The 19,174-nt window shown below is 63.2% G+C and carries 15 protein-coding genes and 2 pseudogenes; 11 read left to right on the forward strand and 6 right to left on the reverse strand.

The features are described 5' to 3' along the window. The first annotated feature begins 59 nt into the window (after positions 1-59). Both JQ558_RS11305 and trpS read left to right on the forward strand, forming a co-directional pair. The gene (locus JQ558_RS11305) at positions 60-767 is read left to right on the forward strand and encodes a VOC family protein (RefSeq protein WP_212293674.1); all 708 of its coding nucleotides are present in this window, start codon (positions 60-62) and stop codon (positions 765-767) included. Positions 768-1,029: 262 nt separating this feature from the next. Next, positions 1,030-2,055: a tryptophan--tRNA ligase gene (gene trpS / locus JQ558_RS11310; protein WP_212293675.1), complete on the forward strand. Its 1,026-nt coding sequence runs from the start codon at positions 1,030-1,032 to the stop codon at positions 2,053-2,055. Positions 2,056-2,271: 216 nt separating this feature from the next. Here the strand turns inward: trpS and JQ558_RS11315 are convergent. Both JQ558_RS11315 and sthA read right to left on the reverse strand, forming a co-directional pair. Next, a pseudogene (locus JQ558_RS11315) lies at positions 2,272-3,255 on the reverse strand (formylglycine-generating enzyme family protein). A gap of 228 nt (positions 3,256-3,483) precedes the next feature. Next, on the reverse strand, positions 3,484-4,875 hold the full coding sequence (gene sthA / locus JQ558_RS11325; protein ID WP_212293678.1) for a Si-specific NAD(P)(+) transhydrogenase: 1,392 nt from the start codon (positions 4,873-4,875) through the stop codon (positions 3,484-3,486). Positions 4,876-5,040: 165 nt separating this feature from the next. Here sthA and JQ558_RS11330 point away from each other — a divergent pair, with 165 nt between their 5' ends. Together JQ558_RS11330 and JQ558_RS11335 are read left to right on the forward strand one after the other, a co-directional pair. After that, positions 5,041-6,459 (forward strand): MFS transporter, encoded by a 1,419-nt coding sequence (locus tag JQ558_RS11330; RefSeq protein ID WP_212293679.1) that lies wholly within the window; start codon positions 5,041-5,043, stop codon positions 6,457-6,459. Between the two features lie 126 nt (positions 6,460-6,585). Further along, positions 6,586-7,845 (forward strand): PHB depolymerase family esterase, encoded by a 1,260-nt coding sequence (locus tag JQ558_RS11335; RefSeq protein ID WP_212293680.1) that lies wholly within the window; start codon positions 6,586-6,588, stop codon positions 7,843-7,845. A gap of 13 nt (positions 7,846-7,858) precedes the next feature. Here JQ558_RS11335 and JQ558_RS11340 read toward each other — a convergent pair whose 3' ends face one another. Both JQ558_RS11340 and JQ558_RS11345 read right to left on the reverse strand, forming a co-directional pair. Continuing rightward, entirely contained in the window at positions 7,859-8,539 is a 681-nt protein-coding gene (locus JQ558_RS11340) for an MBL fold metallo-hydrolase (RefSeq protein WP_212293681.1), read from the reverse strand. A 166-nt stretch (positions 8,540-8,705) separates the two neighbouring features. Continuing rightward, positions 8,706-9,843, reverse strand: a pseudogene (locus JQ558_RS11345) (vWA domain-containing protein). Between the two features lie 157 nt (positions 9,844-10,000). Here JQ558_RS11345 and JQ558_RS11350 point away from each other — a divergent pair. Continuing rightward, positions 10,001-10,486, forward strand: a complete 486-nt coding sequence (locus JQ558_RS11350) for an MmcB family DNA repair protein (protein ID WP_192736364.1) — start codon at positions 10,001-10,003, stop codon at positions 10,484-10,486. Positions 10,487-10,653: 167 nt separating this feature from the next. Here JQ558_RS11350 and JQ558_RS11355 read toward each other — a convergent pair whose 3' ends face one another. After that, complete coding sequence (locus JQ558_RS11355; protein WP_212293683.1) at positions 10,654-11,511, reverse strand: 3-hydroxybutyryl-CoA dehydrogenase; 858 nt, start codon at positions 11,509-11,511, stop codon at positions 10,654-10,656. Between the two features lie 179 nt (positions 11,512-11,690). Here JQ558_RS11355 and JQ558_RS11360 point away from each other — a divergent pair, with 179 nt between their 5' ends. After that, on the forward strand, positions 11,691-11,978 hold the full coding sequence (locus JQ558_RS11360) for a DUF1330 domain-containing protein (protein WP_212293684.1): 288 nt from the start codon (positions 11,691-11,693) through the stop codon (positions 11,976-11,978). A gap of 60 nt (positions 11,979-12,038) precedes the next feature. On the opposite strand, the gene JQ558_RS11365 is transcribed toward JQ558_RS11360, so the two are convergent. Then, positions 12,039-13,484 (reverse strand): DUF5107 domain-containing protein, encoded by a 1,446-nt coding sequence (locus JQ558_RS11365; RefSeq protein ID WP_212293685.1) that lies wholly within the window; start codon positions 13,482-13,484, stop codon positions 12,039-12,041. A gap of 240 nt (positions 13,485-13,724) precedes the next feature. Between JQ558_RS11365 and JQ558_RS11370 the strand changes: the two genes are divergently transcribed. Genes JQ558_RS11370 through JQ558_RS11390 form a run of 5 tightly spaced genes read left to right on the forward strand, consistent with a single transcriptional unit; the run spans position 13,725 to position 19,170 of the window. Further along, the gene (locus JQ558_RS11370; RefSeq protein ID WP_212207100.1) at positions 13,725-14,252 is read left to right on the forward strand and encodes a cytochrome c oxidase assembly protein; all 528 of its coding nucleotides are present in this window, start codon (positions 13,725-13,727) and stop codon (positions 14,250-14,252) included. A 1-nt stretch (position 14,253) separates the two neighbouring features. Further along, on the forward strand, positions 14,254-15,366 hold the full coding sequence (locus JQ558_RS11375; RefSeq protein WP_212274311.1) for a c-type cytochrome: 1,113 nt from the start codon (positions 14,254-14,256) through the stop codon (positions 15,364-15,366). Further along, a complete protein-coding gene (gene coxB / locus JQ558_RS11380; RefSeq protein WP_212274310.1) occupies positions 15,363-16,289 on the forward strand; it encodes a cytochrome c oxidase subunit II in 927 nt (308 codons plus the stop codon). The genes JQ558_RS11375 and coxB overlap by 4 nt, the downstream gene beginning before the upstream one ends. Then, positions 16,286-18,814: a cytochrome c oxidase subunit I gene (ctaD, locus tag JQ558_RS11385; RefSeq protein ID WP_212293686.1), complete on the forward strand. Its 2,529-nt coding sequence runs from the start codon at positions 16,286-16,288 to the stop codon at positions 18,812-18,814. The genes coxB and ctaD overlap by 4 nt, the downstream gene beginning before the upstream one ends. Next, positions 18,811-19,170 carry a hypothetical protein gene (locus tag JQ558_RS11390; protein ID WP_212293687.1) on the forward strand — a complete coding sequence of 120 codons (360 nt, stop codon included), beginning with the start codon at positions 18,811-18,813 and terminating at the stop codon, positions 19,168-19,170. Before ctaD ends, JQ558_RS11390 begins: the two co-directional genes overlap by 4 nt. The last annotated feature ends 4 nt before the right edge of the window (positions 19,171-19,174 follow it).

Here is a 19,174-nt window from a genome sequence, read left to right on the forward strand (position 1 = left end):
GCCGGAATTATCAGGATTCCTGCTTGCGCAGGGATCACCATGAATCGCGGTCTCATCCAATGAATCTGGCGAAACCCCACATCGACATCGGCTTTGCCACCAACCACGCGCCATCAGCGCTCGCGTTCTGGCAGAACGAGATCGGGCTGCCGTTCGATTACACGCAGCCGATCCGCCGCGGCTACAAGCAGCATCGCCACGATCTCTGCGGCTCGGTCCTGAAGATCAATCAGGTCTATGAACCGCTGCCGGACAATCCGCCGTCGGGCTATCGTGAGCTGCTGATCGCACGTGATGGCCTGACCGCGCCGCAGCCGATGGCCGATCCCGAAGGCAACCGTGTCGTGCTGGTGCCACGCGGCATGTACGGCATCGAGCGCATCGGCATTCGCCTCGGCGTGCGCGACGTTGAGGCGCATCGCCGTTTCTACACCGAAGCGTTGGGACTGCCGTCAGGCGAGCCTGCTGGCGCCGATGGTGTTCTGACGTTTCTGGCGGGCGATACGGTGCTGATCGTCGAGCCCGCCGCCGACGCGCCGCACGATGCCGCCTTCGAAGGCAAGGGCTGGCGCTACATTACGTTCCAGGTCTTCGAGGTCGATCGCGAGCACGCCCATGTGGTGGCCCATGGCGGCCGCGAAGCCCGCGCGCCGGTGACGCTCGGGACCACGGCGCGGATATCGATGGTCCGCGATCCCGACGGCAACTGGATCGAGCTGTCGCAGCGCGCGTCGCTTACCGGGTCGCTGGAGCCTGTGCATGGATAGGTTTTGGCGACGATGATCCGAAGTGCGCATCGGCAGATCTTGGGATAGGCGTCGCCAAGTATCGCCTTGCCGAGGGCAGCCTTCGATGGCATGCTAGGCATATGACGCCCAAATGCATTCAGCTCAAGGCACTTTGGTGGCGCTCCTTCTAGGGAGCGGCACGGCGTTATTTTTTCAACGACCTTCGCCGCCGTGATCGGGTGAGCCAAGGTCGTCTTCCGGCAAGTCTCCAATCGCGGCGGCTCCATTCAGGAGAAGCCATATGCTTGTCGAGACTGTGCGACCAATCATTCTCACCGGTGATCGCACCACCGGTCCCCTTCACCTTGGCCACTATGCGGGCTCCCTGAGAAATCGGGTTGCGCTTCAGCGCACGCATCGGCAGTTTGTTTTGCTGGCCGATGCACAAGCGTTGACGGACAATATCGACGACCCCGAAAAAGTGCGCAGCAACGTATTGGAGGTGGCCCTCGATTACCTTGCCGTCGGCATCGATCCGGACGAAACGACAATTTGCGTGCAATCCGCATTGCCCGCGCTTGCCGAACTTGCCCAGCTGTATCTCAATTTTGTTTCCGTGGCCCGGTTGGAGCGCAATCCGACGATCAAGGATGAAATTCAGATGCGGGGCTTTGAGCGGGACATTCCGGCGGGCTTCCTGTGCTATCCGGTGGCGCAGGCCGCAGACATCACGGCATTCAAGGCGACGGTCGTGCCGGTGGGGTTGGATCAAGCTCCGATGATCGAACAGACGAATGAAATCGTTCGCCGGATCAACCGGCAGGTCGGGCGTGAGCTGTTGGTGGAGGCAAAGGCGCTCATTCCGTCAACGGGACGACTTCCCGGCGCCGATGGAAAAACGAAAATGAGCAAATCCCAGGGGAATGCGATTTCGCTTTCAGCCTCGCCCAACGAGATCAGGGCTTTTGTAAATCGCATGTACACGGACCCGAATCACTTGCGCGCATCCGATCCCGGGGTCGTTGAAGGCAATGTTGTCTTTGCATACCTTGATGCGTTCGACACCGACCACGCCTCCGTTGATGAACTGAAAGCGCGGTATCGACGCGGGGGGCTCGGCGACGTGACGGTCAAGCGCCGCCTTGAAGACGTGTTGCAAGAGCTGCTGAAGCCGATCCGCGAACGTCGCCAGGCTGTGTCCAATGATCTCGGCTACGTGCTCGATGTGTTGCGTTCCGGCACGTCTAGGGCGCGCGCGATAACTCAATCCACCTTCGATGAATTGCGCGATGGTTTGGGCTTGTTTTCGTTAGCCGGGACAAGATGAGATCGGCTGCCTGAGTCATCGTATTTCTACGGAACCCGGTGCACCAAGGCTTAAGGAACTTTGATTAGGTCTGTCAGCAGCATTCCAGAATAGAACGCGAAGGTCCCGGTCCTTCTGTGGCGGTCGAGCCGGGGTCTTGCTTCCAATGAATGAGTTGCCCCGCAGGCGGCGCCGTACTCAGCGGCGTCGCCTGTTATTTCATGGCCGCTCCTTGCCTTACTGCACCGGCACGTTCAGCGATCGCACCACGCGAAAGCTGTAGCCGCCGCCGTTCACGATGCCGTTTTCGCGGTATCCCGCGCGAACCATGTTGGCCATCCAGTCCCAGGTGCCGCCGCGCAGCATGCGCCGCTCGCAATTGCCTTCGAGCCAGGGTGAGCCGTCGACCGGGGTGTCTTCGTTGTAGCGCTTGTTGAAGCAGTCCTCGGTCCATTCGAACACGTTGCCGTGCACCTGATACAGGCCGAACGGGTTGGGCGGACAGGAATCCACCACCACGGGCCCCTTGCTGTCCGCTCCGCGCGGCCCGGCGCCATAGGGGATCGATGCCTTGTAGTTAGCGTCCTGTGCGGTGATGGTGCTGCCGAACCAGAACGGCGTCGAGGTGCCGGCGCGGGTGAAATATTCGCGCTCGGATTCGCTCGGCAGCCGGTAGGTGCGGCCGACTTTCTTCGACAGCCAAGCCAGATAGGATTTCGCGGCGATGAAGTTGATGCCCTGCGCCGGCATGCGGCCGCGGCCAAAACCCTTGTCGTCGCCCTTGTCGCGGCCGCAGCCGCCGTCGGCGAGACAGGCGTTCTATTCGTCGAACGAAATGGTGAAGCGGCCGACCGCGAACGGTTTTGCAAAACCGACACGATGAACCGGGTCTTCGCCCTTGAAGCGGTCCGGCTCGTCCGCGGGCGTGCCCATCATGAACGAGCCCTTCGGCACCACCACCATCTCGGGGCAGACATCGCATTCCTTGAAACTATCCTTTGGAACGAGCGACGCTTCGATCTCGGGCGTCAGCGGCTGGACCCGCTTTTCCGGAAAGATCTGCCGGGGCGCGCGCGGGGGCGGGGTTTGTCCCTCTTCGGCAATCGGGACCGGCGTCCCGACGCCCGGCGGCCACGGTTTTGTTGCCGATGCGTCGTCGGTGAATGAAACGACCAGCGCCCCGGCCATCAATGGAAGGAGCAGCTTCGATGCGAATTTCATGGATTATCCCTTGGCGAAACGGCAGCGTCGCTGCTTGGTCGCGCACAAAGGGATTCGCGTTCATGCGGAAATGAGCTCGCCGAGCACGTGTGAGGTAAATGAGGCGATGACGGAAGGAGCCACGACCGTCATTGCGAGCGTAGCGAAGCAATTCATCGCGCCGCACAAAGAAAGAATGGATTGCTTCGTCGCTTCGCTCCTCGCAATGACGAGGAGAGTGCTTCGTATCTACCTTGCCATCCTGTTCCACGCATCGAGCCCGGCGATCTTGTACGCCTCCGCCAGCGTCGGGTAGTTAAACGTGTTCTGGATGAAATAATCGATCGTGCCTTTGAGGTTGAGCACGGCCTGGCCGATATGGATCAGCTCGGTGGCGCCTTCGCCGAGGATGTGCACGCCGAGCAGGCGGCGGGTCTTGGTCGAGAAGATCATCTTCATCATGCCGCTGTTCAGCCCCATGATGTGGCCGCGCGATGTCTCGCGAAAGCGCGCGACGCCGACCTCATAGGGGATGCCGCGCGTCCGCACCTCTTCTTCCGTCAGCCCGGTGGTCGAAATCTCCGGCACCGAATAGATGCCGTAGGGGAAGAATTCCGGCGGCGCCAATGGCTCCATGCCGAGCGCATGGCAGGCTGCGACCCGGCCCTGCTCCATCGAGGTCGAGGCCAGGCTCGGAAATCCGATCACATCGCCGGCGGCGTAGATATGCGGCACGCAGGTTTGCAGCGTCAAAGGATCGACCGTGATGCGGCCGCGATGATCGACCTCGATCCCGGCCGAGCCGAGATTGAGCCGGTCGGTGGCGCCGACGCGTCCCGCCGCGAACAGCAGCATCTCCGACATCACGACGCGGCCATCGGCGAGCTTGGTCTGGATGCCGCCGCCGGCGTGGTGCTCGATCGAATTTACCGCCGAGCCGAGCCGCAGCGCGACGTTGCGGTCGCGCAATTCGTGCATGAATTCCTCGATCAGTTCCTTGTCGATGAAATCGAGAAACGTCGGCCGTGGTTCGATCAAGGTCACGGCGACGTCGAGTGCCGAGAAGATGGTGGCGTATTCGACCCCGATCACGCCGGCGCCGATCACAGTGAGGCTGCGCGGCAGCTTCGGCAGGTCGATGATCTCGTCCGAATCGAACACCGTCTTGCTGTCGAACGGCACGTAATCGGGGCGAAACGGCCGCGTGCCGCAGGCGATCAGGATGTGGGCGGCGGACACGGTTTTGGCTTCGCCGTTCGTGGCTGTTATCTCGATCTGGTGCGGCCCGACAAAGCGGCCCTCGCCGGCGGCGGTCCGCACCAGATTGCGGCTGAACTGATGTTCGAGCACCTCGACCTCGTGATCGAGCGTCTTCTGCAGCCGCACGATCAGGTCCTGGGCGGCGATGTCCTGTTTGACCCGGTAGGAGCGACCGTAAAAGCCGCGCTCGCGCCAGCCGGACAAATTGAGCACGGTCTCGCGCAGGGTTTTGGAGGGGATGGTGCCGGTATGGACGGAAACGCCGCCGACCCGGCGGCCTTTTTCTACCACCAGAACCGATTTGCCGAGCTTGGCGAATTGCACGGCGGCGCGGCGCCCGGAAGGGCCGGATCCGATCACCAGCATGTCATAGTCGTACATCTAGGCCGTCCCGAACGCGCAAGCGCCTGAAAAAGCTGCAGGAAGCCTCGATCGCCATGCAGCAATCGGGCCAAATTCGCCGGACGCTTACCTCCGGGGTAATCGCTCGCATGACCGAAAGCTGTAACGGATGCGTGCAACAGATTTCGGACAAGGCCGCCGTCGATGCATCAGATCGTCACAAACTCCTTCGATAACTCCGTCGATTCCTCGCGCCGCTGGTGGGTGCTCGCGATCGTGGTCTCCGCCCAATTCATGTTCGGGGTAGACGCCTTCATCGTCAACGTCGCGATCCCGACCATCGCGGGCGAACTGCAGGCGAGCACGGCGCAGATCGAGGCCGTGATCGCGGTCTATCTGATCGCCTACGCCACGCTGGTGGTTACCGGCGGCCGGCTTGGCGACATCCACGGCACGCGCAACGTGTTCATATCAGGCGTGTTCGGCTTCACCGTCACCTCGCTGTGGTGCGGGCTGGCGCAATCTGGCCCCGAACTCATCCTGGCGCGGTTGGCGCAGGGCGCCACCGCGGCGCTGATGGTGCCGCAGGTGCTTGCGACCATTCATCTGCTGTTTGCCGACAGCTCGCGCGACCGCGCCTTTGCCATCTACGGCATCGTGCTGGGGCTGGCGGGAGCTGCCGGTTTTCTTCTCGGCGGCATTCTGGTGACATCAGATCTCGCCGGCCTCGGCTGGCGTGCGGTGTTCTTCGTCAACGTACCGTCCGGCGCCATCATCATTGCCGCCGCTGTGAAGCTGATGCCGGTGGCGCCACGCCGCGCCGGCACGCGGCTGGATATTCCCGGTGCGATCGTGCTGTTCGCGGGCTTGCTGTGCCTGATCGGTCCGCTGCTGTTCGGCCATGATCTGCACTGGTCGCCATGGGTGTGGCTGGTGATGGCGGCGGGTGCCGCCATCATCGCCGCATTCCCACGGCTCGAACGCGCCGTCGCGCGAAACGGCGGCATGCCGCTGATCGATCTTTCGCTGTTGTCGGATGTTGCGTTCATGCGCGGGCTGGCGGCGGTGTTCTTTTTCTTCTTTGCCAATCTGTCGTTCTATCTGGTCATGACCATGTTCATGCAGAATTCGTTGCATATTCCGCCGCTGCAGGCCGGGCTCGTCTTCATCCCGCTGGCGCTGACCTTTGTGATCGCTTCGCGCCACAGCGGTGCGCGCGCAAGGCATCGCGGCACGCGGGTACTGATCGAAGGCTGCGCGGTGCAACTCGCGGGCCTTGCTACGCTGGTGGCCGTGATCGAATGGGTCAGCGCGCCTTCCGCTATTGTGTTGGCGTTGGTGCTGACGATCTTCGGCTACGGCCAGGGATTGGTGATGGCGCCGTTGTCGAGCGCGGTGCTCTCGACCGTAAAACCTTCGAGCGCCGGCGCGGGCTCCGGCATGTACGGCACCACGGCGCAGATCGCCAATGCCGCGGGCGTTGCTGCCATCGGCGCCGTGTTCTTTGCGATTGAAGCGGCAGGCGCGGCGCGCCTAGCGCTGCTGGCCGCGTGCGCGCTGTTCGCTTTGTCGATCATGGCATGTGCCGCATTCCTGACATGGATGCGGCGCGACTATGGATGACAAATTAACGTCGATAACGAAAATTCAAATTTGGGGAATGACAGTGCACGGCCTTTTTATTTTGCACTGCAGCAACTATCTGGTTGAGGTGACGTTGTACGGATGATCACCTCCAGGAGCTGCCAGTTGTCCCTTACCAAGAACGTCGAGTTTCTCCGCCATCTTCCCAAGCTGAGCGCCTTCAATGGCTTGTCGGGGTATGGCCGGAGCATTGTGCACAGCCCTCTGGTCGAAATTAACGATTTCGGCTCGAATCCGGGCGCGCTCCGGATGTTCTCATTCGTACCTGAGCACCTTCCGCGCGCGTCAGCGCTGGTCGTCGTACTGCATGGCTGCGGCCAGACCGCGGCCGGCTACGATCGTGGTGCCGGCTGGTCGACAGTTGCGGAACGCTACGGCTTTGCATTGTTGATGCCCGAACAACAGGCATCGAACAACGGCAACACCTGTTTCAACTGGTTCAATCCGGAAGACATTGCGCGCGACGGCGGCGAAGCCGGGTCGATCCGGCAAATGATCGCGCGCATGGTCGGCGATCACAACATCGATTCACGCCGCATCTATGTGACCGGGCTCTCCGCCGGTGGCGCCATGACCTCGGTCATGCTCGCGACCTATCCGGACGTGTTCGCAGGCGGCGCCGTCATCGCCGGCCTGCCATATGGCATTGCCGGCAATGTGCGTGAAGCGTTGAGCGGCATGATGCAGTCGCCGTCGCGTCCCGCGGCCGAATTGGGCGACCTCGTGCGTAACGCGTCCAGGCATAAAGGGCCGTGGCCGAAATTGTCGGTGTGGCACGGCAGCGCCGATCGCACGGTGAGTCCGGGCAATGCCGATGAGATCGTCAAGCAGTGGCTCGATGTGCATCAATTACCGCTCGCGCCGATGTCGACGGGCGACGTCGACGGCTATCCGCGTCAGGTCTGGTGGAATGCCGACGGTGAGACCGTTGTCGAATCCTACACCATCACCGATATGGCCCATGGCACGCCGCTTGGCGCGACCGACAATGACGAGCGTTATGGCGAGCAAGGTGCCTTCCTGATCGAGGCAGGCATCTCGTCGTCCTATCACATTGCGAATTTCTTCGGCCTGACCGACCAAATTCGTCAACCCAGGACAGCGCCTCATGCGGCTTCAAAGGCCGTTTCCAAGACCGTTTCCAAGGCCATTCCGGTCGACCCGACGGGCATCTCGCGCGAACGCGCCGGCGTCATCGCGATGACGGTTCCGGTGCCTGCACCCGAACCGGATCTGGCCACGGTGTTGTCGCCGCGCCCGACGCGGGTTCACCAGGCCAAGCGGGCGCAGTCTCCGCGCCGCCGCGGCATTGATGTCGGCGAAGTCATCACGCGGGCGCTGACCGCCGCGGGCCTAATGAAGTAGCAGTTATTGCGACTCACATCTCGCCGGTGAGGAACGGATTGGTCATCCGCTCCTGGCCGAGGCTGGAGCCGGCGCCATGGCCGCAGACGAAGCCGACATCGTCGCCGAGCGGCAGCAGCTTTTCCCTGATCGAACTGATCAGCGTGGCGTGGCTGCCGCCGGGCAAGTCGGTGCGCCCGACTGAACCGGCGAACAAGACGTCGCCGACATGGGCGAAGCGCAATTCCTTGTTGTAGAACACCACGCTGCCCGGAGAATGGCCGGGGCAGTGCAGGATGTTGAAGGTGAGATCGCCGATCGAGACCTGGTCGCCCTCGTCGAGCCAGCGGTCGGGCCCGAAATTGCGCACGCCGGTCATGCCGAAACGCTCGCCGCTCGATACGACATTGTCGAGCAGATATTTGTCGGCGATGTGCGGCCCTTCGATCTTCACGCCCAGCGCGTCGCGCAACTCGGCCGCACCGCCGACATGGTCGATATGGCCGTGGGTCAGCCAGATCTTCTCGACCGTGACGCCGGTCTGCTGGATCGCGGCCTGGATTTTTGGCACGTCCCCGCCGGGGTCGATCACCACGGCCTTCTTCGAAGGTTCGTGCCAGATGATGGTGCAGTTCTGCTCGAACAGCGTCACCGGAACGATCATCGCGCCGGCCTTCGGCGGAGTTTCATTTTGGTTCTGATTTTCCTGGGTCATGGGCGGCAGATTGCCGATTTTTGGCCTCTCGCCAAGCAAAAGATTCGGCCAAAGGATTCGGCAGGGCCTGATCGGTTGCCGGCATCCCGCCCCAGGGCCCGCCGTCCCGGCCCGGTGCGCGATGGCACCAGGCCGCGACGACACGCCAAGGGTTATGGTGCCGGCCTTACCGCTTGATCTGCGCCTTCAGCGCATCTTCGACCACGCGGTCGAACGATGACGCGTTCGGCGGTGCCTTGGCGCGCGCATCGGCGATATATTTGTCGCGCTTCGCCACCAATGCGCCGAGTTTCTCGTTAAGCGCCTTGCGCTGGTTCATCTGCTTGTTGACTTCGTCGACGCGCTGCTCGGGCTTCATCGCGCGCAGATTGTCGGGCAGGTCTTCCTCCTTGATCGAGGAAAAGCTGCTGCGGCCGGCCGAGACGTCGGCGACCAGGTCGCCGTCGCCGGTGACGGCTTCCGCCGTTGCCTTGGAACGCTTGTTGATGAAGCTCGCCATCTCGGAGGCCTGCGAAGGTGCTGCGGCTGCCACCTTCGACAATTGCAGAGTCTTGTCTTCGGTGCGCTTCTGCGTCGCCCGCGGTCCATAGGGGATCACGGTGCCGTTGATCTCCCGCTGCAGGATGATGATGTCCTCATCATAAGGCGTTTCGATCACGACCACCTGGCCGCCATCCTGCGGGATCGGGATGAAGCGGCCATTGCCGTTCTGGGCGATATCGCGCCATACCCGCTCGGTGTCGGTGGCGTTGCCGGCGAGCACCGCGTTGACGATGATGTCCTTCTGCTTCGCCACTTTCAGCGTTACCGAATATTTGGTGTCCTGCGCGTAGTCCATATGCGGCGGCGCGTCGCCGACCAGGAACACAATCCGCCTGACATCGCCGCCGTCGGTCCATTGCATCTTGTTGACGGCGACATCGAGCGCCTCGTTGACACTTTCCGGCCAGTCGCCGCCGCCACGGGCCTTCAGCTCAAGGAGGTTGGTGTAGAGGTCCTGGATGTCGCGCGTGAGTTCGACCTTCCTGGTCACGTAGTCATCGCCGATGTCGCGGTAGGCCACGAGGCCCATACGGATCTCGGCGTCGGGATTGGAATCGACGATCGCGGTCGCGATCGACCAGATCTTGCGCTTGGCGCCTTCAATCAGGCCGCCCATCGAGCCGGTGGTGTCCAGAACGAACGCAACTTCGACCGTGGGTTTGGCGATGGCCTGCGACAGTCCCGGCGGAAAGAGGTAGCGTAGCGAGAGCGAATGCGAGTGAGCGAAGCGTGATGCCGTGAGCCCTGAAGCGTTGCTTCATGGTTTCTCCTCCATGTGTTCCGTCCCTCGGAACTCAGGTTCCCTCGGCTTCGCGGTGGCGTGTGGCCCAAATCAAGGCGCCTTGGGTACGAATTTGCGGCGCATTCCGCGCCGCTGCCTGGATGGCGACCGCCGCGGAATCGGATAGGCTGGGGAGCATGGAATCGCCCGCCCGCCAGGTCAGCCTCGTACCGCCGCCGGACCGCCGCCAGTCGGAGACCGCGCTCGCAATCGCGCGCGGCACCGCCAGGATGCTGCGAACACTGGGTTTTTCCTGCATCAGTGAGTTGCCCTTGCCGTCCGGGCGGCGTGCCGATCTGGTGGCGCTGAACGAGAAAAGCGAGATCTGGATCGTCGAGATCAAGTCGTCGGTGGAGGATTTGCGCGCCGACCAGAAATGGCAGGACTACCGGATGCATTGCGACCGGCTGTTCTTTGCCTTCACGCAGGATCTGCCGTGCGAGATTTTCCCTGAGGGCACCGGCCTGATCGTGGCCGATGCCTATGGCGCCCATCTGCACTGCGAGGCGCCCGAGCATCGCCTGGCCGCGCCGACCCGCAAACTGATGACGGTGCGGTTCGCGATGGCCGCGGCGCAACGGATCAACCGGCTGGTCGATCCGCAGGGACATTCGGAGTTTTAGCGATGAACCTCGCCCCGCTCTTGCGGGGAGAGGGTTGGGGTGAGGGGCTCTATCCGCAACGGCGGTGCTAACTGAAGGACCTGTAGCCCCTCACCCGGATCGCATCTACGATGCGATCCGACCTCTCCCCGCAAGAGCGGGGCGAGGTAAGAAAAGGAAGCTCCGCTCTACGCGGACTTGCCGTAATTATAAAATCCCTTGCCGGTCTTGCGGCCGAGATGGCCGGCGGCGACCATTTCCTTCAGCAGCGGCGCGGGCCGGTATTTCGGGTCGTTGAAGCCTTCATAGAATACCTCCATGACCGACAGCATGGTGTCGAGGCCGACCATGTCGGCCAGCGCCAGCGGGCCGATCGGATGGTTGCAGCCGAGCTTCATGCCGGCGTCGAGGTCCTCGGCGGTCGCGATGCCTTCCTGCAGCGCAAAGATCGCCTCGTTGATCATCGGGCACAGGATGCGGTTGACCGCAAAGCCCGGGCTGTTTTTCGCCGTGATCGGCACCTTGCCGACCCGCTTTGCAAATTCTTCAGCCAGGGCGTGGGTGTCGTCGGACGTCTGCAAACCGCGGATCAACTCCAGCAGCGCCATCAGCGGCACCGGGTTGAAGAAGTGCATGCCGATGAAACGGTCCGGACGGTCGGTCGCGGCAGCGAGTTTGGTGATCGAAATTGAGGAAGTGTTGGTCGCGACGATCGCGCGCGGATTCAGCGTCGCGCAAAGGTCCTTGAGGATCTTGATTTTCAAATCCTCCCGCTCGGTTGCCGCCTCGATCACGAGGTCGCAATTGGCAAGCTTTGAATTGTCCGTCGTCGAGGTGATGCGCGCCAACGCGGCCTGCCGGTCGGCATCGGTCATCTTCTGCTTGTTGACGAGGCGCTCCAGGCTGCCGGTCAGCGTCGCCATCCCCCGCGCCACTGCGGCATCCGAGATGTCGATCATCGTCACCTTCAGCCCCGCCGCGGCGCAGACCTGCGCGATGCCGTTACCCATCGTACCCGCCCCGATGATGCCAATTGTTTCAATCATTGCTCGCGCCTCCATTGCTGAACGCCGGCACTTGAAGATGCCGGCACTGCCGTACTCGTTAGCAGACGGCAGGCGGTAGCAAAACCGGCGAAACCAGGCAAATGCGGACATGGGTCCGCACGCCTTTCGAACCGCTGCGCTCGCCGCTAAGCTGCCCGCGAAACAGGGAGTAAAATGGAATGCCTGCTTACGTGATCTTCGATGTCGAAATCAGGGACGCCACGCAATACCAGGCGTTCATGTCGGGCGTGAAGCCGGCGCTTGAGGCGGCCGGCGCCAGATATCTGGCGCGCGGCGGCCCCCACAAGGTCTATGAAGGGGATTGGGAGCCGCGCCGGATTGTGCTGCTGGAATTTCCCTCCGTCGCCGCCTGGGAGGCGTTCTATGACGGTCCGACCTATCAGGGATTGAAAAGCATCCGGGACGCCTGCAGTTCGGCGCGCCTGGTTGGCGTCGAAGGTGTCTGATTCACATCGCCGGTATCCATCTCGCCCTGCAAGCGGGAGAGGGCGCGGGCTCCTCCCGCGTCACTTCACCCCGGCTGTGGCCGCGATCAGCTCCTTGCCGTCAGCGGTCCTGATCGTCAGCTGGACCGGCTCGGCGCCGCTGCCTGCAGGAATCGGCGCAAAAATGCGATTTCCATTTTTCGGGTCGGCCGTCACGGCATCGTCGAACAGGACAGCGCCGCCGCGTCTCATACTGATGCGCAGCGGCGTCCCAGGTTCAATGCTGAAGAACTGAAGGGTGGCGCCGGACGCCTCGGCGACCAGATTGATCAGGATATTCGCGTTGGCATGCGTCACGTTGCTCATGCCGACGGTCGGACTGTAGGTTTCCGGAATCGACACCTCGCTCCGCGCCGGAAACTCGGCGCTGTGGAAAAACTCGTCCGACACCCCCGCCCATAACTCGACGTAAGGCCGCACCGGGTGCGGATCCTTGCGCTGGTCGGTTTCGTTCGTGAACGAGGGAAATCCCCACGTCCACATTTTCAGGCCGCGCGTGATCGTGTTGTCCGCGATGCGGATGATCCCTTCTTCGTTGTCGTGGTTGATCACGCCCCAGAAATTGCCGCCCTGCATATCCGGCGCCGCATAGGCGATGCCCATGGTCGGCCAGCTCCTGAAGTAGCGCAGCTTTTCGAATCGGCTCGTGCCCGCGCCGGCACCCGCGTCGCCCTCGGATATATTCTTCGACCAGGCGGGCGTGCGGTAGGCTGCGATCGGCGCGATGATCTCGGCGCCGCCGGTGGTCTTGGGATTGTTCGGATCCGACCCCGGCGCCAGCGTCGTGCAGGTCCAGTACTCATACGGGATCGTCTTGTCGTTTGGATTTTTCAGCACCAGGCGCGTATCGACCGCGGCACGATCGGCCTTCAGCGTCACAAAGTAAGTCGCTTCGATGCCGCTCGATCCCTTCCTGAATTTCTCCGGTGCCGCCGGGTACTCGAAATTATCCGTCAGCGACATCGACACCGTCACTTCGTCGGCACTCTCTTTCACAACCCTGAAATCCCACGGCTTTGGCCACGTCCTGCCGTGCTCGGCATCCGGAAAGGTGGGGAAGATGCCGCCATACACCATCAGCCAGTCGTAATAGAAATTGCCTTCGCCCATTCCGTAGGGCACACCCACTTCGGTGCGATACAGCTGTTCATGGCCGGTCGGCTTGTAGATGATCGAAAGAATGCGCCCGCCGAATTCGGGCAGCAGCACGACCTTCAGATAACGGTTCTCGATCACGCGGCCCTTGAACGTGCGATCGATGATGGTGTTGTTGTCGACCGAGCCCTTGACCAGTCCGTTCTCCCCGGCGGTCGCATATTTGACGGTGCTCCAATGCACCGTCTGTTCGCCGAGCGACACCTGGTCCGACGCCGCCGACGCCGCAAGCGCGGCATGAAATGCGCAGACCGCCGAAACCACTCCGGCCGTGAAGCGGAGGCGGATACGCGAGGGAATACCAATTGCCATGGACGTCGCCTTCGACTGACCGGGCGATCCTACCGTGGCCCGGGTCAATCTGTCATGAAACCAATTCATGCCTCCGCCGTTGACTTCGTTGCGTCGCTTTGGGTCCGCGCTTTCCAGCCATGAGGGGTCATGCAATCTCGATCTCCGCAGGTCCTTGCTCTCCTCGCGAGCGGCTCTGGCGTTCTCGGGGTTGGCGCTGTTCTCGCTGCCCTGATGGAATTTGGTCCCCACGCGCGGCACATGGCGGTACATATCCTGGTCATGAATGTCGCCGCGCCCCTGCTGGCCGCGATCGGGCTTACGCGGTGGAAGGTTGCCCTGCGGGGCGCATCCCTGCTGTGGCCTGCGACCTTTGCCCAGATCGCCCTGCTGTGGGCCTGGCATTTGCCGGTGGTGCAGAACGTCGCCGCGCATGTGCCGGGTGCGATGATCGCATCGCACGCCTCCCTGTTGCTGGCCGCGACGGCGTTCTGGATGTCGCTGTTCTCGTTGTCCGGTCCCTCCCGCTGGCAGGCCATTCCGGCCCTTCTGCTCACCGCAAAGCTGTTTTGCCTGCTCGCGGCGCTCCTGGTGTTCGCGCCGCGCGCGCTTTACGGGTCTGGAGCGCATGCCGCGCACGGGCTTGACGACCAGCATCTCGCGGGTCTCTTGATGCTCGCAGCCTGTCCGTTGAGCTATCTCGTTGCGGCCGTGGTCATGACGGTTCATTTGATTGGCGCGGACGAACCGCCGCGTGCGGTGCCGCCGATCCAGCGAACCGCCGGCTAGCATGCGCATCCCCCCGCAGTTGCGTATCCGCTTCATCCTGTTGGCCGGGTTGGCGGCGTTGCTGCTTGGTTTCCTGTTCATGTGGTCGGGTCTCTACAGCGTCGCGGCCAGTCGCGGGCACTGGGCGGTGACCGAATGGTTGCTGACGTTCGCAATGCGCAATTCGGTCAAGACGCACGCGATCGGCATCGAGGTCCCGCCGCTCGGCAATGCCGATCTCGTGACGCTCGGAGCCGCGCATTTCCACAGCGGCTGCGCCTATTGTCATGGCGCTCCGGGTGTCCCGATCAGCCCGATCGCGCGGGCCATGCTGCCGCCGCCGCCCGATCTTGCGACCAACATGCGGCCGTGGCGCGACCGGGAGCTGTTCTGGATCATCAAGCACGGCATCAAATACACCGGCATGCCGGCGTGGTCGGTGCAGCAGCGCGACGACGAAGTGTGGGCGCTCGCCGCGTTCCTGCGCCGGCTGCCGGGCCTCGACGCCGCGCAATACCGTGAACTCGCGCTTGGAGGCCTGGCGGTGCCGCCGCAGAGCGGCCAGAGTTTGGCGACGAGCGAGACGACGGCTCCCGCGGTCGGCGCCTGCGCGCGCTGCCATGGCGCCGGCGACGCAAGGCCCGCAAGCGCTCTCGTTCCGATCCTGCACGGCCAGCCGGCGGAATTCATCGTCGCGTCGCTCGAGACTTACGCGAGTGCGCAGCGCGCCAGCGGGATCATGCAGCCGGTCGCGCGCGCCCTTGCCGGCGACGATTTCAGGCGCGTGGCTGACTATTACGCGGCGCTTCAACCGCTGGCCGCCCTGGAAAGACCAACGGATGCATCGGCAATCGCGCGTGGCCGCGCTCTCGCGGAGAATGGCGATCCGGCAGCGCTAGTCCCGGCCTGCGCCGGCTGCCATGGCCAGGAGGCATTGAAAACCTATCCTCGCCTTGCCGGGCAAAATCTCGCCTACCTGCTCAATCGCTTGCGTCTCTGGAAGAACGGCCTCGCGCCGGCTACCGCGACCGAAACCATCATGGCGCCGATCGCCCGCGCGCTGAGCGATCGGCAGATCGAGGACGTCGGGGCATACTACGCTTCGGTCGATGCGCATGCCGGAGCTCGGCGATGAGCGGCACCCTTCAGTCCGTGCTTGCGCCGCACGGCCCACAGGCCGGCCAAATCGCCACGCTTGCCTGGGTATTGTTCGCATTCGGCGCGGTCATCCTTGCGCTGGTTATCGCTACGCTCTGGCTCGCCATACGCGGCACGCCGCACATCCGTGAGGCGCTCGCTCGCGAGCGCACCATCATGGTGTTCGGTCTTGCCTTGCCGGTTGTCACGCTCACGATCCTGCTCTTCTGTGGTGTCTGGCTCACGCGCGCCCAGACCGGACATACAGACGATGCCATGCGGATCGAGGTGACCGGCGAACAATGGTGGTGGCGCGTCGTTTACGACGGTCCAACGCCGGCCACGAGCGCCAATGAGATTCGAATTCCGGTCGGACAGCCGGTCGACTTCACGCTCAAGGCGGCCGACGTGATCCACAGTTTCTGGGTCCCAAGCCTCGGCGGCAAAGTCGACATGCTGCCCGGCAGGATTACGCGCCTGCGGCTCACCGCCGAACGTGCCGGTGTTTATCGCGGGCAATGCGCGGAATATTGCGGCGGCCCGCACGCGCTGATGGGTTTCAACGTCGTTGCCATGCCGCGCGACGAATACGAGGCATGGTTCGCGCGCGAGGCCGGGCCGTCGGCTACCGCCTCAACCGACGTGGAGCGGCGCGGCCAATCCCTGTTCATGGCGGCCGGTTGCGGCACTTGCCATGCGGTGCGCGGCACCGGCGCGGCGGGCGCGATCGGTCCGGACCTGACGCATCTGGCGGCGCGCGGCTCTGTCGCCATCGACACGTTGCCGCTCACGGCCGACAATCTCGCGCGCTTCATTCGCGACGGGCAGCACCTCAAGCCGGGTAACCGCATGCCGGAATTTCGCATCTTCTCGCCCGCCGAGCAGACCGCGCTGGTCAGCTATCTCATGAGCCTGCGATGAGCGAGCCTTCACAAGCGCGCCTCGCCGGCCACCCGAACAAGCTGCCGCGCCCCAAGGGGGAACTGGAAGCGCTCGAGGCCGCCTGGGAACGGCCAAAAGGCTGGCGGATCATCACCGCGGTCAACAACACGGTCGTCGGCTATTTCTACGTTGGTACCGCGGTCCTGTTCTTCCTGCTGGCAGGAATCCTTGCGCTGCTGATGCGCCTTCAGCTCGCGGTGCCGAGCAATACCTTCCTGTCGCCGGAGACCTACAACCAGATCTTCACGATGCACGGCACCGTGATGATGTTCCTGTTCGCCGTGCCGGTGGTCGAGGCGATGGGCATCCTGCTGCTGCCGCAAATGCTGGGCGCGCGCGATCTGCCGTTTCCGCGCCTCAGTGCGTTTGCGTTCTGGGCCTACTTCGTCGGCGGGCTGATCTTCTTCGGCACGCTGTTCTACGATGTCGCGCCGTCGGGCGGCTGGTTTATGTATCCGCCGCTTACCGGCGCGCAATATTCGCCCGGGCTGGGTGCGGATTTCTGGCTGCTCGGTATCGGATTCATCGAAATCTCCGCGATCGCAGGCGCGATCGAGCTGATCGTCGGCGTGCTGCGCACGCGGGCGCCCGGCATGACGCTTGACCGCATGCCGATGTTCGCCTGGACCATGCTGATCTTCGCGGCGATGATCGCGTTCGCGTTTCCGGCCGTGATACTCGCAACGATGCTGCTCGAACTCGAGCGCGCGTTCGGCTGGCCGTTCTTCATGCCGCAGAAGGGCGGCGACGCGCTGCTATGGCAGCATCTGTTCTGGTTCTTCGGCCACCCGGAGGTCTACATCATCTTCCTTCCGGCCGCCGGCATGGTGTCGATGATCGTGCCGACGATGGCGCGCACGCCGCTGGTCGGCTACCGCATGATCGTCGTCGCGCTGATCGCCACCGGCTTCTTTTCCTTCGGTCTGTGGGTGCATCATATGTTCACCACGGGCATTCCGGCGCTTTCGCTGAGCTTCTTCTCGGCGGCCAGCATGGCGGTCGCCATCCCGAGCGGCATTCAGGTGTTTGCCTGGATCGCGACGATCGCAGCCGGCCGCATGCAACTGACGACGCCCTCGCTGTTCGTGCTCGGATTTCTGTTCATCTTCACGCTCGGCGGGCTGACCGGCGTGATGGTCGCGATGGTGCCGTTCGACTGGCAGGTTCACGACACCTATTTCGTGGTCGCGCATTTCCACTACGTGCTGGTCGGCGGAATGGTGTTTCCGCTGTTCGGCGCCTTCTACTACTGGGCGCCTGCCTTCAGCCGTCGGCCGCTCTCGGAGCGCCTGGGGAAAGTGACGTTCGCGCTGATGTTCGTCGGGTTCAACGTCGCGTTCTTTCCGATGCACATCTCCGGGCTGATGGGCATGCCGCGCCGCGTCTACACCTATCCGGCGGTAGCGGAGTGGGGCGTGCTCAACATGATCTCGACCGTCGGGGCATTTCTGTTCGCGACCGGCGTGCTGGTCTTCCTGCTCGATCTCGTTCGTAATCTGCGGCCGGCGCTATCAGATCCCGCCGGCGACGTGTGGAAGGGCGCCTCGCTCGAATGGATGCACAACCACGTCTACGGGCCGCGCAGCGTTCCGCTGGTGACGAGCCGCGATCCGTTATGGGATCAGCCGGGGCTGTCGGAACAATCGAAAGAGGGGCGCCACTATCTGCCGGGCACGGTGACGGGGCAGCGCGAAACCATCATCACCTCGCCGATCGAAGCCGTACCGGAAGCGCTGCAGCGCCTGCCCGGTGACGGCTGGCCGCCGCTGCTTGGCGCGGTGTTCACGGCCGGCTTCTTCATGCTGCTCACCGTGAAATACGTGATGCTCGCCTTTGTTTCCGGTGCGCTCGCGCTTCTGATGATCCTGGTCTGGATGTGGAGCAGCGATCCAGCACCGTTGCCCCGGGCCGAGATCGGCCATGGCATCAAGGTCTCGACCTATCTCAGCGGTCCGCGCTCGCATTCGTGGTGGGCGATGGTCGTGCTCCTGGTAGTCGCAGGATCGCTCTATCTGTCTTTCGTGTTCTCCTATCTCTTCCTCTGGACGGTCTCGCCGCAGGTCTGGCCGAAACCGGGGCAAATGCCGCCGTCATGGTGGCCCATCCTCGCGGCGACGCTGCTCGCCGCGAGCAGCGGCCTGATCCTCCTCGCGGGTCGCTTTCTCCCGTCACGCAACGGCGTCGCCTTCATCGGCGCGATCGCCGTTGCGGTTCTGTTGCTTGGCGGGAGTCTCGGCGCCGACGTCCTGTCGCATTGGCGAGCCGGGCTACGCCCTGACGCGGATGCACATGGCGCGCTTGCCTACATGGCGTCGTTCCTGCAATTCCAGCTCGTGCTGACGCTTGTCGTGATGGCGGGCTTCGCCATCGCGCGCAGCCTCGCCGGCATGCTCAACCTCAGACGCCGCGTCGTCTTCGACAATCTCGTGCTGCTTTGGCATTACACGGTCGCGCAAGGCCTGTTCGGCCTGCTGCTCGTGCACGGCTTTCCGAGGATCGCATGAGCGCGCCGCAAACCCGGTCTCTAGCAGATTTACTGTGGCTCCTGGTTGGGCCAGTCGTGTGGTTCCTGCATCTTGTTGTGCTGTACGGCGCTGAGGCGCTGATCTGCACGCCGCCGGTCGGCTCTGGTCGCGCGATGATGTGGATGGGGGCGGCGGCTACGATCGCGACGCTTGGCGCCCTTGCGATGCTTGCCGCCGTTTCAATACGGCGCGTGCAAGATGCGCCGGAGGAGCAAACCGATGCAACATTCCTCCGCAAGACCACGCTGCTGCTCGCGCTCCTGTCCGCGATTGGCGTGATCTGGAGCGCGCTTCCGCTTGCTTTGGTGCCGGTTTGCGCGTCAGCAGGGGGCTAGGTCG

This window comes from Bradyrhizobium sp. AUGA SZCCT0160 (assembly GCF_018130105.1).
Taxonomy (GTDB): Bacteria; Pseudomonadota; Alphaproteobacteria; order Rhizobiales; family Xanthobacteraceae; genus Bradyrhizobium.

Bases quoted from the DNA above. Each gene is read 5' to 3' on its own strand.
- JQ558_RS11305 (WP_212293674.1), top strand. From the start codon at position 60: ATGAATCTGGCGAAACCCCACATCGACATCGGCTTTGCCACCAACCAC.
- trpS (WP_212293675.1), top strand. From the start codon at position 1,030: ATGCTTGTCGAGACTGTGCGACCAATCATTCTCACCGGTGATCGCACC.
- sthA (WP_212293678.1), bottom strand. From the start codon at position 4,875: ATGTACGACTATGACATGCTGGTGATCGGATCCGGCCCTTCCGGGCGC.
- JQ558_RS11330 (WP_212293679.1), top strand. From the start codon at position 5,041: ATGCATCAGATCGTCACAAACTCCTTCGATAACTCCGTCGATTCCTCG.
- JQ558_RS11340 (WP_212293681.1), bottom strand. From the start codon at position 8,539: ATGACCCAGGAAAATCAGAACCAAAATGAAACTCCGCCGAAGGCCGGC.
- JQ558_RS11350 (WP_192736364.1), top strand. From the start codon at position 10,001: ATGGAATCGCCCGCCCGCCAGGTCAGCCTCGTACCGCCGCCGGACCGC.
- JQ558_RS11355 (WP_212293683.1), bottom strand. From the start codon at position 11,511: ATGATTGAAACAATTGGCATCATCGGGGCGGGTACGATGGGTAACGGC.
- JQ558_RS11360 (WP_212293684.1), top strand. From the start codon at position 11,691: ATGCCTGCTTACGTGATCTTCGATGTCGAAATCAGGGACGCCACGCAA.
- JQ558_RS11365 (WP_212293685.1), bottom strand. From the start codon at position 13,484: ATGGCAATTGGTATTCCCTCGCGTATCCGCCTCCGCTTCACGGCCGGA.
- JQ558_RS11370 (WP_212207100.1), top strand. From the start codon at position 13,725: ATGGCGGTACATATCCTGGTCATGAATGTCGCCGCGCCCCTGCTGGCC.
- JQ558_RS11375 (WP_212274311.1), top strand. From the start codon at position 14,254: ATGCGCATCCCCCCGCAGTTGCGTATCCGCTTCATCCTGTTGGCCGGG.
- coxB (WP_212274310.1), top strand. From the start codon at position 15,363: ATGAGCGGCACCCTTCAGTCCGTGCTTGCGCCGCACGGCCCACAGGCC.
- ctaD (WP_212293686.1), top strand. From the start codon at position 16,286: ATGAGCGAGCCTTCACAAGCGCGCCTCGCCGGCCACCCGAACAAGCTG.
- JQ558_RS11390 (WP_212293687.1), top strand. From the start codon at position 18,811: ATGAGCGCGCCGCAAACCCGGTCTCTAGCAGATTTACTGTGGCTCCTG.